Source organism: Agreia sp. Leaf244 (assembly GCF_001422695.1).
Taxonomy (GTDB): Bacteria; Actinomycetota; Actinomycetes; order Actinomycetales; family Microbacteriaceae; genus Agreia.
On the sequence record NZ_LMLX01000007.1, the window covers coordinates 126391 to 138892 of the forward strand.

General features: G+C 61.4%; 13 protein-coding genes. 7 read left to right on the forward strand and 6 right to left on the reverse strand.

What is annotated here, in order from left to right; translation table 11 throughout:
• Positions 1 to 24: 24 nt before the first annotated feature.
• The 4 genes from fumC to ASF06_RS18160 all read left to right on the forward strand — a co-directional run bounded on the left by fumC (position 25) and on the right by ASF06_RS18160 (position 3864).
• Entirely contained in the window at positions 25 to 1485 is a 1461-nt protein-coding gene (gene fumC / locus ASF06_RS18145; protein ID WP_055950370.1) for a class II fumarate hydratase, read from the forward strand.
• A gap of 175 nt (positions 1486 to 1660) precedes the next feature.
• Positions 1661 to 2458, forward strand: a complete 798-nt coding sequence (locus ASF06_RS18150; protein ID WP_162237730.1) for an alpha/beta fold hydrolase — start codon at positions 1661 to 1663, stop codon at positions 2456 to 2458.
• 107 nt (positions 2459 to 2565) lie between these two features.
• On the forward strand, positions 2566 to 3279 hold the full coding sequence (locus ASF06_RS18155) for an alpha/beta fold hydrolase (protein WP_082501072.1): 714 nt from the start codon (positions 2566 to 2568) through the stop codon (positions 3277 to 3279).
• Positions 3280 to 3333: 54 nt separating this feature from the next.
• Positions 3334 to 3864: an FUSC family protein gene (locus ASF06_RS18160; protein ID WP_055950379.1), complete on the forward strand. Its 531-nt coding sequence runs from the start codon at positions 3334 to 3336 to the stop codon at positions 3862 to 3864.
• A gap of 15 nt (positions 3865 to 3879) precedes the next feature.
• Here the strand turns inward: ASF06_RS18160 and ASF06_RS18165 are convergent, their stop codons facing one another.
• From ASF06_RS18165 to ASF06_RS19285, 4 genes are all read right to left on the reverse strand, one after another.
• Positions 3880 to 4257: a MerR family transcriptional regulator gene (locus tag ASF06_RS18165; RefSeq protein ID WP_326942371.1), complete on the reverse strand. Its 378-nt coding sequence runs from the start codon at positions 4255 to 4257 to the stop codon at positions 3880 to 3882.
• 85 nt (positions 4258 to 4342) lie between these two features.
• Complete coding sequence (locus ASF06_RS18170; RefSeq protein ID WP_055950385.1) at positions 4343 to 4759, reverse strand: hypothetical protein; 417 nt, start codon at positions 4757 to 4759, stop codon at positions 4343 to 4345.
• A gap of 147 nt (positions 4760 to 4906) precedes the next feature.
• Positions 4907 to 5944, reverse strand: coding sequence for a cation:proton antiporter (locus tag ASF06_RS18175; protein WP_055950388.1), 1038 nt, complete (start codon positions 5942 to 5944; stop codon positions 4907 to 4909).
• A gap of 20 nt (positions 5945 to 5964) precedes the next feature.
• Positions 5965 to 7467, reverse strand: coding sequence for an FAD-dependent monooxygenase (locus tag ASF06_RS19285; protein WP_082501073.1), 1503 nt, complete (start codon positions 7465 to 7467; stop codon positions 5965 to 5967).
• On the opposite strand from ASF06_RS19285, the gene ASF06_RS19745 reads away from it, so the two are divergent.
• The 3 genes from ASF06_RS19745 (at position 7354) to ASF06_RS18195 (ending at position 10546) form a co-directional block, all read left to right on the forward strand.
• Positions 7354 to 8019, forward strand: a complete 666-nt coding sequence (locus tag ASF06_RS19745; protein ID WP_162237724.1) for a hypothetical protein — start codon at positions 7354 to 7356, stop codon at positions 8017 to 8019. The two genes, ASF06_RS19285 and ASF06_RS19745, sit on opposite strands and share 114 nt — an antisense overlap.
• A 125-nt stretch (positions 8020 to 8144) precedes the next feature.
• On the forward strand, positions 8145 to 8846 hold the full coding sequence (locus ASF06_RS18190) for an SDR family oxidoreductase (protein ID WP_055950398.1): 702 nt from the start codon (positions 8145 to 8147) through the stop codon (positions 8844 to 8846).
• A 236-nt stretch (positions 8847 to 9082) separates the two neighbouring features.
• Complete coding sequence (locus tag ASF06_RS18195; RefSeq protein WP_055950402.1) at positions 9083 to 10546, forward strand: catalase; 1464 nt, start codon at positions 9083 to 9085, stop codon at positions 10544 to 10546.
• 58 nt (positions 10547 to 10604) lie between these two features.
• On the opposite strand, the gene ASF06_RS18200 is transcribed toward ASF06_RS18195, so the two are convergent.
• Together ASF06_RS18200 and ASF06_RS18205 are read right to left on the reverse strand one after the other, a co-directional pair.
• The gene (locus tag ASF06_RS18200) at positions 10605 to 11825 is read right to left on the reverse strand and encodes an MFS transporter (RefSeq protein ID WP_055950404.1); all 1221 of its coding nucleotides are present in this window, start codon (positions 11823 to 11825) and stop codon (positions 10605 to 10607) included.
• 22 nt (positions 11826 to 11847) lie between these two features.
• On the reverse strand, positions 11848 to 12249 hold the full coding sequence (locus tag ASF06_RS18205; protein WP_055950437.1) for an ester cyclase: 402 nt from the start codon (positions 12247 to 12249) through the stop codon (positions 11848 to 11850).
• Positions 12250 to 12502 lie beyond the last annotated feature (253 nt).

The window sequence follows — 12502 nt, forward strand, 5'->3', positions numbered from 1 at the left end:
CAGGAAATCGGAGGAGACCAGAGAATGAGCAATGACAAGAAGTCCGAGCCGCAATTCCGTGACGTCGCCATCGGCATCGACGCCAGCGGAAAACGCGAAGAATTCGACAGTATGGGAAAGGTGGATGTCCCTGCGGACAAGTACTGGGGCGCGCAGACCGAGCGCTCGTTGATTCACTTCTCGATCGGCAACGATCACATGCCCAAAGAGGTCTATCACGCGTATGGGTACGTGAAAAAAGCCGCAGCCCTGGTCAACAATCAAGGCGGACGGCTGGAGGATTGGAAGACTCGGGCGATCGTCCAAGCTGCCGAGGAAACCATCAGCGGGTCGCTCGATGACCACTTCCCGCTCTTCGTATGGCAGACGGGCTCGGGCACTCAGAGCAACATGAACGTCAACGAGGTCATCGGCAACAGGGCCTCGCAACTCCTCGGCGGAAAACTTGGAAGCCAGATTCCGGTTGCGCCGAACGACGATGTCAACATGGGCCAGTCGAGCAACGACAGTTTCCCTACAGCTATGCACATCGCCAGCCTTCAGGAGATTGACGACCACCTGCTCCCCCAAACGCGAGAACTCGCTACGGCCATTGAGGCCAAAGCAGATCAGTGGGAGAAGGTAGTCAAGATCGGTCGCACCCATCTCGAAGATGCCGTGCCGCTCACGGTGGGCCAGGAATGGTCCGGCTACGCGGCGCAGCTCCGCGCGTGCATCGAGGAGATCGAGCACAGTCGAGAAGGGCTCCTCGCCCTAGCTCTCGGGGGGACTGCCGTGGGCACAGGCCTGAACGCACCCCCTGGATTCAGCAAGGACGTCGCGGCCAAGATCGCCGAGCTGACCGGCAAACCATTCATCACCGCTGAGAACAAGTTCATGGCCCAAGGGTCGCTGGATGCGATGGTCCGTGCGCATGCGGCCCTACGCGGACTCGCCGTCGCGCTCATGAAGATCGCCAACGACATGAGGTGGCTCGCTTCCGGCCCGCGGACAGGGTTCGCCGAACTGCTCCTCCCGCAGAACGAACCGGGCTCCTCAATCATGCCCGGCAAAGTGAACCCGACCCAGTGCGAGGCGATTGTCATGATCTCCATACAGGTGCTCGGCGATGACTCGGCCGTGGCATTGGCGGGAAGCCAGGGCAACTTCGAGCTCAACGCGATGCGGCCGATCATTATCAACAACTTCTTGCACTCGGCCCGCATTCTTGCCGACGGAATGGAGAAATTCCGCACCTTCTCCGTCAGCGGCACTGAACTCAACCTCGACAAGATTAAGTACTACGTGGGTGAGAGCCTGATGCTCGTCACAGCGCTGAGCCCCGTGATCGGATATCAAAAGGCGGCGCACATCGCCGAGGCAGCATCCGCGAATGGTCAGACGCTCAAGGAAGCGGCGCTCGCATCCGGCGACGTCGATGAAGAGACATTCGACTCGGTCATCGATCCGCTTTCGATGGTCGGACATGGAAACGCAGGAGCGTAGGCCGCACACCCGGCCCTCCCCCACGTGACCCATCCACGACAAGCCGTTGTCCGGCGCGAACACCTAGCTCTGAAGACTTCAGAGGATTAGACGATCGTCCCCACGAGAGGAAACGCTTATGTTCAGCAGAAGTGCCGCTTTGATCAGAACGAGATTGTTGACTCTTGCAGCAATCGTGCTTCTTTCTTCCGCGCTCAGTGCAATCACTCAGCCGGCCGCCAGCGCGGCCCCGTCCTCCACGAACGGCCCCCGCCCGACGATAGTGCTCGTGCATGGCGCTTGGGCGGACGGATCCAGCTTCGCGCCTATAACTACGGCTCTGCAGAAGGCCGGATACAAGGTGCTCGTTGCCCCTAACCCTCTCAGGGGGCTGCAAAGCGACACGGACTATCTGATCAGCTATATCCAGCAGGCTACGACGGGCCCGGTCGTTTTGGTGGGCCATTCATATGGCGGAGTCGTCATCACGAATGCCGCAACCAGTCTGCCGAACGTCGAGGCGCTCGTCTACGTAGATGCTTACGCTCCTGACATAGGAGAGAGCGCGAAAAGCCTCAACGCCGCCCAGCCCGGATCCTTACTGAATGTCGACCCGAAGACCGTCTTCACCACGGTTCACTCTCCGGGGATGCAGCCGGGAGAAAACGACACGTACATCCGCCAAGACAAATACAGGACGATCTTCGCTGCGAACCTGCCATCCGTCGAGACGAAGATGCTCGCTGCGAGCCAGAGTCCCACGAACAGTTCGGCGGTAGAAACGGCGCTCTCCAGCGAGCCTGCCTGGAAGACGATACCGAGCTGGTTCTTCATTGGAACGCAGGACAAGGTGCTCCCCCCAGCTCAGCAGCGGATCATGGCGAAACGCGCCGGGGGAAACGTCACGGAAGGTGCCGCAAGTCATCTGTCGATGCTCGAGAAGCCCGCTCTGGTGACGCAGGTAATCATCAAAGCCGCCAAGTCGGTGAAGTAGCACGCCTCCCCGGCGGGAGGGCGCCGCCCGATAAGTGACGGCAGCGCCCTCTCGCCGTGCAGTTGGTACTCCGAAGCGAAAGTCTTCACAAACGGAAGGTCATACCCATGTCAGTAACGGTTCTCTTGATTCACGGTGCATTCGCGGACGGCTCTTCGTGGAGCGGCGTGATTGAGCGACTTCAGGCCTTCGGCGTCACGGTAAAGACCGTGGCGAACCCGCTGCGCGGTCTCACATTCGACGGTGAATACGTCAAGAGTGTGGTCTCCCAGACAGAGGGAGATGTCGTGCTCGTCGGGCACAGCTACGGGGGCCCCGTCGTGACATACGCAGGAAGCGGCCAGCCGAATGTCAAAGCGGTCGTTTTTGTGTCTGCTTTCGGCATCGACAAGGGAGAAACGGCGGGAGCGTCGGCGGAAGACTATCCGAAGCCTGCTCTCGCGGATGCCCTGCAGCCGTGGACCTATCCCGGTTCCGAAACAGCCGAAGTCTCGATTCGCGAGGAAGAATACCACCGCGTCTTCGCCGCGGACCTCCCCGAAGCCTCTGCTGCGGTCCAGGCCGCGAACCAGCGTCCTCTGTCACGCCTGGGGTTGAGCGAGCCTCTCACTGTGGAACCCGCGTGGAAGGCCGTTCCGACCTGGTGGATCTTCGGAACCGAAGACAAGGTCATCAATCCCGACTATCAGCGAGACAAGTCCAGGAAGTTCGGCTCAACCGTGACTGAGGTCGAGGGCGGCTCGCATGCGACCCTCATCTCGCATGCAGACGAAGTCGCCGACGTCATTCTCGCCGCAGTGAGCGCGGTCAGGCAGCCATGACGTGTGCCGCCACCGTGCTCTGGGCACACGTGCTCACCGTCTGCGAGGGATGAAATGCGCCTGACTGCTCCTACCCTCCGTGACTTTATCGCCGCAGTCCTGCTTGGAGTGGTCTGCAGTTGCGTCTACCTCCTGATGGTCCTGTTGGTCGGGCCGCTGCTCGGTGAGCCCAAGAATTCGGTTGAAATCGGCGGGATGTGGGCAGTGCTCGCGACAATTTTTGTTTATCGGGCCAGCGTCAGGGAAGGCTCAAAAAGCGCTTGGACCCGGCTTGCCGCCACCGCACTGAGCTTTGCCATCTGCTTCGTGTATCTGCTCATTTTTCCCGTGGTGCCAGTCGGAATCGGGGCAGTAGTCGCTATCGGCACCCTCATCGCCGTGGTGATCGGACGACCCGAGGATGCTGCGCTGACCGGAATAACGTCAGTGGTTGTCCTGGTCGTGGCCGACCTCGCTTCTCCTGCACCCGGCTGGATACAGCCGCTCCTTCGCCTGTTCGATACCGCCGTAGGCATAGGTGCGGGTCTCGCCGCCGCCATGCTGCTGAGCTTCGTTACTACCGCCCTCAAGGGGCGCCGTCCTTAAATAGTCAGGGCCTGACTAAGGGTGCGCTCCCGTTGCGGCTATGACGCCGTCGAGCCGGTCGAGGGCTGACGTCAGTTGGCCCACGCGCATCCGGATGCGATTTCGCTCGAATTCGAGCATGTCACGTTGTTCGGCAGTGGTATGGCCACTCTCGATGCACGGCAGAAGCGTCGCGATGTTCCGACTACTGAGACCGGCCGCATACATGTCTTGGAAAAAGAGCACCTTTTCAACCGCGGAGTCGGCGTAGTTCCGCTGACCTGAGGTGCTTCGATCGGCAACGAGCAGACCTTGCTCCTCGTAGTAGCGCAGTGCGCGGGGGCTCACTCCCGTGGATTGAGCAAGCTCGCCTATTCGCAACTCAGGTCCTCTCACGAACGCTACCGAAAACACTACCTCTGACGCGAACGTCAGAAAAGACTAGCAGCCGAGCACGACGACAGGCATGACTCGTCGGCATTCCGAGGAAACGCCGTTTCTACTCGTTCCGGTCGACCTCGGCGTTGTCGAAGGCCGATAGCCGAAGTTCTTCGAGATCTACACGAGCCGTTACGCGTCTCAGCACGACATCGTCTATCGCCCCTGTCCGCCGAAGTTCATGAATCGCCTGACGCTTGAAGGGCAGCAATGCCGTTCTCAAATGAGATTCCTCGTCGGTTTGATTCTCAGCCCTCCGAGCAGCGCCCGGATTCCCGTCTTCTCTGTAGATTCGCGCCAGTCGGGTCTCCAAACTCGCGCGGACAGCGTCAGCAGTGGCAGCAGATGTTCTGATGGCTTTCGCCGTTTCAGCAAGAGCGTTCAACTCGGCGCGAATGCCGGCCTGGTCGGCAAGCAGTTCCTCGTCGAGTTCCGTCGGGTCGGCCGGCAGTCTTGCCCACCGGACGATCGCCGGCATCGTCAGGCCCTGAACGGTCAGGGTGAAGAGGATGACTATGAAGGTACTGGCGATAATGAGGTCACGAAACGGGAACGGGTCTCCTGCGTTCGTCTCAGTCGGTATGGCAAGCGCGGCAGCAAGCGATACTGCTCCCCGGAAGCCCGCCTAGGCATTGGGTACTCGACCGCGAAATCCGATTCGGCGCGACCGCTGCTGCGGGCGACGGTCTGCCAGACGAATAATGTATGGCGGCGTGTTGAACCAGACGAGTCGGGTGACGAAGACAACGACAGCGATGAGCGCGCCGAACGCAACGGACCCAATCCACTCCGAGCCCAAACCGGAAGCGACCGCATGAAGCTCGAATCCAATCAGGACGAACAGAGAGCTGTTCAGAATGTATGTGCTGAGCTGCCAGAACCCGAACGATTGAGCACGCATGCTTGCTGTTATCAGGGTCGGCCCGGTCTGGCTGAGGAGCAACCCGCACGATACGACGGCTACGACTCCGGATACTCCGAAGAACTCCGCCGGAAGGAAGGCTAGGAACGGGGTGAGGATACTGAGCGTGTTCGCGAGCCGACGGTCTCGCACGAGCTTGCGCAGCTGAACCACCGCTAGTCCGACCACCAATCCAATAGCGATACCGAATGCGTAGGATGCGACGAACCGAATGATTGCGCCTCCAAGAGATATCGAGGATCCGCTGACCACCGAGCCGAGAGCGATCGCATAGAGCACGAGCGCGGTGCCGTCGTTGACGAGACTCTCTGTGCGCAATATGGTGCCCGCGCGTCGGGGCAAGCGGTCGATGACCGACGCAACTGCCGTCGCGTCCGTCGGGGCGAGAATTGCGCCGAGGAGAAGCGCTACCGGCCATGGGAGACCGCATGCACTCGCTATGAGGGCGACCACTGCAGCCGTGATCAACACGAGCACGACGGATGCGAGGGCGATGACCCGGATATTTCTGCGAATTTCGCGAAGCGATGAGTTCAGTGACTCCCAATACAGGAGGGCGGGCAGAAAAAGGAGAATCACCACGTCGGGCGGCAGCGCGACATCCGAGAGAACAGGAATGAAGCCCAAACCCGCGCCGATGACAAGGAGCACGAGCGGCGGCGGGAGTTTTACCTTCGCCGCAAACGCACCACCGAAGAAAATCGTCAATCCGATGAGAACGAGGGTCTCGAGTCCGGTCATGTGATCACTTCTCCGGATGTTTACTGCGGCAGCAGAGTCGTCAGCTGGGGTGATGCTTGCAGAGCATTCGCAGTTGTGGCAACGGCGGCAACGTATCCGTCCGGGCGAACGAGTACCAGCGCGTCGTCGACACCATAGATTCGGCGAAAGTCTGCATTCCCCTGGCCTTCGAGGAGAAGGAACTCCAGTCCCGCGCCGGTTTGTGGCCAGGCCATCTGATGTGCCTCGAGTATGGCGGTGCTGCCTATCGCGATGAGAGTGAAGTGTGGTCCCCTGAACCGGTCGAAGAGTGTCCCCTGCCTCTTCTCGGCGTCGATATATGATGAATCGGGTGCACGATCCCCCGGCATCACCGAAGCCCCCGGTTCGCGTGAACTGTCTGCCATGGGAGCCAGAGCACCACCCCGATAGCTGAGTGCGAGCTGCCGTTCCTCGTCTCCGCGAGCGGCAGCCGCCAGCGGGCGATCCTTCAAATTCGCATAGAGGGCCGTAGCCAGACCGAGCACACGAGCGGCGACCGGCCTCCGTTCGCTCTCGTAGCTGTCCAGCAGCGCATCGGGCGCACCCGCGATGACCTGCGCCAACTTCCAACCCATGTTGTAGGCGTCTTGAACGCCGGTGTTCAAACCCTGCGCTCCGGTGGGAGGGTGCACGTGTGCCGCATCTCCAACGAGCAGCACATTGCCCCGGCGATACCGTTCAGCGAGTCGAATGTTGGGTCTCCAGACGGATGACCACAGAACTTTGCGCACCTTCAATCCAACGCGGTCGGTGTATTGCCTCACCAGTGACTCGATCGCGGCTTGGTCAAGATGTGCCGGATCGGCGGGTTTGAGCCTGAGCATCAACTGGAACGGCCCTGCCGGGAGGGGGCAGAGTGCCATGAATCGGCCTCCATTGCGTGGCCAGATATGCCATCGTGTGCGTGAAAGTCCGGTGAGATCGAGGTCCGCCACAATCATTCGATCGCTTTCGTCGGTGGTTCCAACGAACGGAATACCTGCGCCCCGGCGCACCGTACTTGATCCACCATCAGCTCCGATCAGGAACCGGGTGCGGATCGTGCTTCGACCCTCGCCATTCTCGATGACCGCCGAGAGCCCTAGCGCATCCTGCTCATACGAGATCAGTCTCGTGCCATACGCCACGTGCCCGCCAAGTTGTTGGAGTCGTTCGCGGAGCGACAGGTCCGTGGCATTCTGAGGCGCGAGGAGCGTGTTGGGATACGGGATGTCGGGCGACGCCTTATGAATTTTGATCATCGTACGTCGTAGGGCGAATGGGCCTATGTGCAGCCCGAGCGGCGGATAGAGAGTGGATCGCGGTTCGAGTGCCTCGAGAACTCCGAGGTCATCGAAGACCTCGGCCGTTCGCGGTTGAACACCCTTGGCTCGCGAACCCTGGAAGCCGTGCTCGGACGCCTCGATGATCCGATACCGCACACCGCGACGCTCCAGGTCACATGCCAGCGTCAGTCCGCTTGCGCCAGCCCCGATAATCAGAACATCAGTATCAATAGTCATTATGGCTACACTGTAGTCATTGATACTTCTCGCGACAATTTCTCTCGGAGGCGCTTCGCCTCCAGGGCCACGCCTTCTCAGCAGACCAACTCGCTCCGCGAAGGCATCTACGTCGCGTTCACATCCCTATCAGTGATCCTTATTTTGATCACCCACCCGGAGACGACGGCGACGGAAGCCCTCTCCGTCGTGGCCGTGACGGCCGGCGCGACAGTCGTCGCCGCCCTGATGGCCGAGTTGCTTTCTCACATGGTTGTCCATGATCGATTTTTCTCCATCGCAGAGGTACGCCACGTGATCCGCGCCTGTCTCGGCGCCGTGGTCGTTATCCTGGCACCAGTCGTCTTGTTGGCACTCTCCGCCCTAGGACTCGGGTCGACGTCGACCGCGCTGTGGCTGGCCGCAGTGAGCCTCGTCGCAACGCTCGTCGTCATCACCGCCTTGGCGGTCCGCGGAATCAAGCTGCCGTGGTGGCAACGCGCGGCGCTACTGTTGTCCGTCGCGGCCGCCGGCGTCGGCGTGCTTCAACTACAAATCCTCGCCCATGGATGAGCTCCTCGACGCAGGCCATGGTCGGCTGTAGACGAGCCTCCCCTGTCTGCTTGTTGAAGAGACACCGATGTTTTTCCAAAATATACTTGCCCTTGACGTTAGCGTCAGGTTTTAGGCTCGCGACTATGAATATTGAAGGATCAATTGCACTTGTAACCGGAGCCAATCGCGGTCTCGGCCGGAGCTTCGCCGAGGGACTCTTGGACCGCGGAGCGTCGAAGGTATACGCGGCCGCTAGGAACATCGCTGATATCGACATCCCGGGCGTCGAGGCTCTCGAGCTCGACGTCACGAACCCCGACCAGGTACGTGCCGCCGCCGAGCGTGCGGGCGACGTCACGTTGCTGGTCAACAACGCTGGCAACAACACGTGGCAGAACCTCGTCGATGGCGACCTTGGCCTGATTCGTTCGGAATTGGACACGCACTTCTACGGCACCCTGAACATGGTCCGCGCCTTCGCGCCCATCCTTGGACGCAACAACGGCGGCGCAATCGTGAACATGCTGTCGGCGATGTCGTGGTTTGCCTACCCGGGCGACAACGCGTACCACGTAGCCAAGGCGGCCGAATGGGCACTGACAAACAGTGTGAGGATCGAACTTCAATCACAGGGGACGGTCGTCACCGGCGTCCACCTCGGGCTTGCCGACACCGACATGACCAGCGGCTTCGACGGCGAGAAGCTTGCGCCGGCCGACGTCGTCAGCGCTGTGCTCGATGGCGTTGAAACCAAGACCTGGGAGGTCCTCCTCGACCAGTGGACCCGGTCGGTCAAATCCAGCCTTGCCGGGGACCCCGCCAGCTTCTATTCCGCTCAAGTCTGAGGTCGAACGTCGAAGCCTCGCCGGCGGGGCGGATCCCCCGCCGGCGGGGCGGCAATCCCAAGTCTGCCCGGCCTGTCAACCTGTAATTGCGCACCCCGCTCGGTAGTTCTGCCTCTCTTCTCGAACGGTCCAGACTGCCGTTGCTCCCCCGAATAATTATGGCTACGGTGTACCCACAGCTAGTTCTTCATCTCCGAATTTCGACCGAATACGAGTGAGAAGGGTCGGTTAGATCCATGACTGATGACCGGTACACGACAAGCCAGACGGGTTCCGCTGTTCCGAGCGACGCCCACTCCCTCACCGCGGGCGCCGACGGCGTCACCGCCCTGCACGACCGCTATCTCGTCGAGAAGCTGGCCCAGTTCGCGCGCGAGCGCATTCCCGAGCGTGTCGTCCACGCCAAGGGTGGCGGAGCACACGGCGAATTCGTCGTCACCGGCGACGTATCCGAATACACCTCAGCCGCGGTCTTCCAGCCCGGTGCATCCACTCCCACCCTCCAGCGATTCTCTTCGGTCGCGGGCGAACAGGGCTCTCCCGACACGTGGCGCGACGTGCGCGGGTTCTCAGTGAAGTTCTACACCTCTGAGGGCAACTACGACATCGTCGGCAACAACACTCCCGTCTTCTTCATCCGCGACGGCATCAAGTTCCCCGACTTCATCCATTCACAGAAGCGTCTGCCGGGTTCCGGCCTGCGCGACGCCGACATGCAATGGGACTTCTGGACGCTCTCACCCGAGTCGGCACACCAGGTCACCTACCTCATGGGCGACCGTGGACTGCCTCGCTCGTGGCGTGAAATGCCCGGATTCGGATCTCACACGTATCAGTGGATCAATGCTGCCGGCGAACGCTTCTGGGTGAAGTACCACTTCGTCTCGAACCAGGGCAACATCGAGATGGGTGGAGACGAAGCGCAGCACATAGCCGGTGCCGACGCCGACTATTACCGCCGCGACCTGCACGACGCGATCACCCAGGGCAACTTCCCCTCGTGGGACATCTCGGTGCAGATCATGCCTTACGACGAGGCCAAGTCGTACCGCTTCAACCCCTTCGACGTGACCAAGGTCTGGCCGCACGCCGACTACCCTCTGGTCAAGGTAGGAACGCACACGCTCAACCGCAACCCGGAGAATTTCTTCGCCGAGATCGAGCAGGCCGCTTTCTCGCCCGCGAACACGGTACCCGGCATCGACATCAGCCCCGACAAGATGCTGATGGCCCGCGTGTTCTCCTACCCCGACGCGCAGCGATACCGCGTGGGTACGAACTACAACGAGCTCCCGGTGAACGCGCCCAGGTCGCCCGTGAACAGCTACTCGCAGGACGGCGCGGCCCGCCACGGCTTCAAGCCGGCCTCGGCTCCGGTCTACGCCCCGAACTCGTTCGGCGGCCCCGTGGCCGACCCGCAACGCGCGGGAGTCGGCAGCTGGGAGTCGGACGGCGAGCTCGTGCGTTCGGCCGCCACGCTGCACTCGGAGGACAGCGACTTCGGCCAGCCCGGCACGCTATACCGCGAGGTGTTCGACGACGCCGCCAAGGCGCGATTCCTCGAGACGATCACCGGTGCGGTCGGCGCCACCACAGTCCCAGAGATCCGGGAGCGCGCAATCCAGTACTGGACCAACGTCGACCCCGACCTCGGCGCATCTCTTCGCAGCAACCTGGAAACAGCGTCCCGATCTGCGTGAGTCGACTCGTCGATTTGATGAGCCCCGTGCGTGCACCGGATCATGGGTCGATACGGTCCTAGCTGGAGAGCTCGTCTTCCACGAACGCCAGCTTGGCCAGTGTGATGGCCGGAAGGATGGCCACAAGCGCGACAGCCACAAGGAAGAGCAGCGGCAGGATCCACCCGTCGCTCAGATCGTGGAGCAGCCCCACGAGAAGCGGGCCGAGTGCGCCGAGCGCGTACGCGGTCCCCTGGGCGAAGCCACTCAGTGCAACCGTGCCGGCGTGGGTTCGGGTGCGCACGTTGATGAGCACGAGACTCACCGGGAACAGTATCGAGCCGGAGCCGATGAGCAGCACCCACAGCAGAGTGAGTGCGTCGGGGGCGAAGAGCAGCCCGAGGTAGCCGAGAACGAAGCTCGCGATACCCACGCCGATGAGCCAGGCGACGTTACGCAACCGTGAGACCAGCAGGGGCGCGACGAGCGAACCCGGCACACTGATGAGGCCGGTGACCGCAAGGAGAATCCCGGCCTCGGTAGGTGTCGACCCGGCGATGTCTACGAGAATTTCGGGCAACCATGCGAAGGCCGCGTAGGTGCAGATGGTGCTGGTCGAGAATGCCAGGGTGATCGACAGGGCGACTCGTGACCGCCACAGATGCGTGACAAGGGCGGGAGTCGGCGCTTCGCGTGAGAGGGCATCGTCGAGCTGCTGGCGCCGCTGCCGGAAGAGAATCACAAGCCACGGAACGAGCGCGATCGCCGAGGTCACCGACCAGATTCCGAGCGAGAATCGCCAGCCCGTCTCGTCGGCAACCGGGGCGGCCAGGGCGGCGGGCACAGCCGTGCTCACGCCGACAATGCACGCGTATACCGCGGTCAGCACGGCGACCCGGTCGGGAAAGTAGCGTCGAACGATGGACGGCAGTAGAACGTTGCCGATCCCCGTACCGGCGAACGCCACGATGCTGCCGACGACCAGTACCGCAAAATTCGGGGATACTGCCCGAACGATGTGGCCTGAGGTCATCAGCAGCAGCGAGAGCACGATGCCGCCGTCGAGACCGATTCCGCGCGCGACCCGTGGCGCGATGAAACCAGACGCGGCGAACAAGACGGGCGGCAGGGTGCCGAGTAATCCGACGCCGAGGCTCGAGATCGGAATATCCGCGCGGATGTCGCCGAGGATCGGCGATATCGCTGCCACCGCCTGCCGAAGGCTGAACGCCACGAGCATTATGCCCAGCAGTGCGGCGGTGCGCCCGGCCCAGATGGGGAGTCGACGACCGTTGGGCACCCCGCGCCCTCCTCGGTCGGGACTAGACGTGTGTTTTCAACTGGTCTTCGATTGTCAGGGCGTCCAACAGATACCACATGTGTTCGAAACGGCCATCACGAAAGTGATAAAACGCGTACTCCGTAAACTCTACCTCGGCGCCTGTCGGCTCTATACCGAGCCACGTCTTCACCGGTGTTCCGGTGTCAGTTAGCCGTGCGGCCACATGATCGCCCTGGATGACGAGATCCTCGAGCTTCCAGACGAAATCCTTCACCGCGTCCATGTGTCCACGCATCGTGGCCACGTAGTCCTCTCGCGTCACCGACTCCCCATTGAATGTCAGGCGATCGTGCGCGAACTCACTCATTCGATCGAATTGGCGCAGGTTGATTGCCTCGATGTAACTGAGGTAGGTGGTCTTGAGATCGTCTTCTTTGGTCATTTTGAATACCTCCATATATTTCGACCGGCACCAAGAGAATCAGTGCGATTACACGCAGCCAATCTAATTCGGCTACGCCGTATTCGTATATACAGAAAACGCTACCGCGTGAGGTGTCCTCACGGAAGGGCAAGTCGGGTGCGGCGAACCGGCTCCGTCAGCGCGTGCGTGGGGCGGCAGCGATGTCGCTGCCGCCCCACGGGGAAGGGTTAGAGACTAGCCCTTGGTGATCTCATAGAACAGCGGAACGGAG

Bases quoted from the DNA above. Each gene is read 5' to 3' on its own strand.
- ASF06_RS18170 (WP_055950385.1), bottom strand. From the start codon at position 4,759: ATGCCGGCGATCGTCCGGTGGGCAAGACTGCCGGCCGACCCGACGGAA.
- ASF06_RS18175 (WP_055950388.1), bottom strand. From the start codon at position 5,944: ATGACCGGACTCGAGACCCTCGTTCTCATCGGATTGACGATTTTCTTC.
- ASF06_RS19285 (WP_082501073.1), bottom strand. From the start codon at position 7,467: ATGACTATTGATACTGATGTTCTGATTATCGGGGCTGGCGCAAGCGGA.
- ASF06_RS18195 (WP_055950402.1), top strand. From the start codon at position 9,083: ATGACTGATGACCGGTACACGACAAGCCAGACGGGTTCCGCTGTTCCG.
- fumC (WP_055950370.1), top strand. From the start codon at position 25: ATGAGCAATGACAAGAAGTCCGAGCCGCAATTCCGTGACGTCGCCATC.
- ASF06_RS18155 (WP_082501072.1), top strand. From the start codon at position 2,566: ATGTCAGTAACGGTTCTCTTGATTCACGGTGCATTCGCGGACGGCTCT.
- ASF06_RS18160 (WP_055950379.1), top strand. From the start codon at position 3,334: ATGCGCCTGACTGCTCCTACCCTCCGTGACTTTATCGCCGCAGTCCTG.
- ASF06_RS18190 (WP_055950398.1), top strand. From the start codon at position 8,145: ATGAATATTGAAGGATCAATTGCACTTGTAACCGGAGCCAATCGCGGT.
- ASF06_RS18205 (WP_055950437.1), bottom strand. From the start codon at position 12,249: ATGACCAAAGAAGACGATCTCAAGACCACCTACCTCAGTTACATCGAG.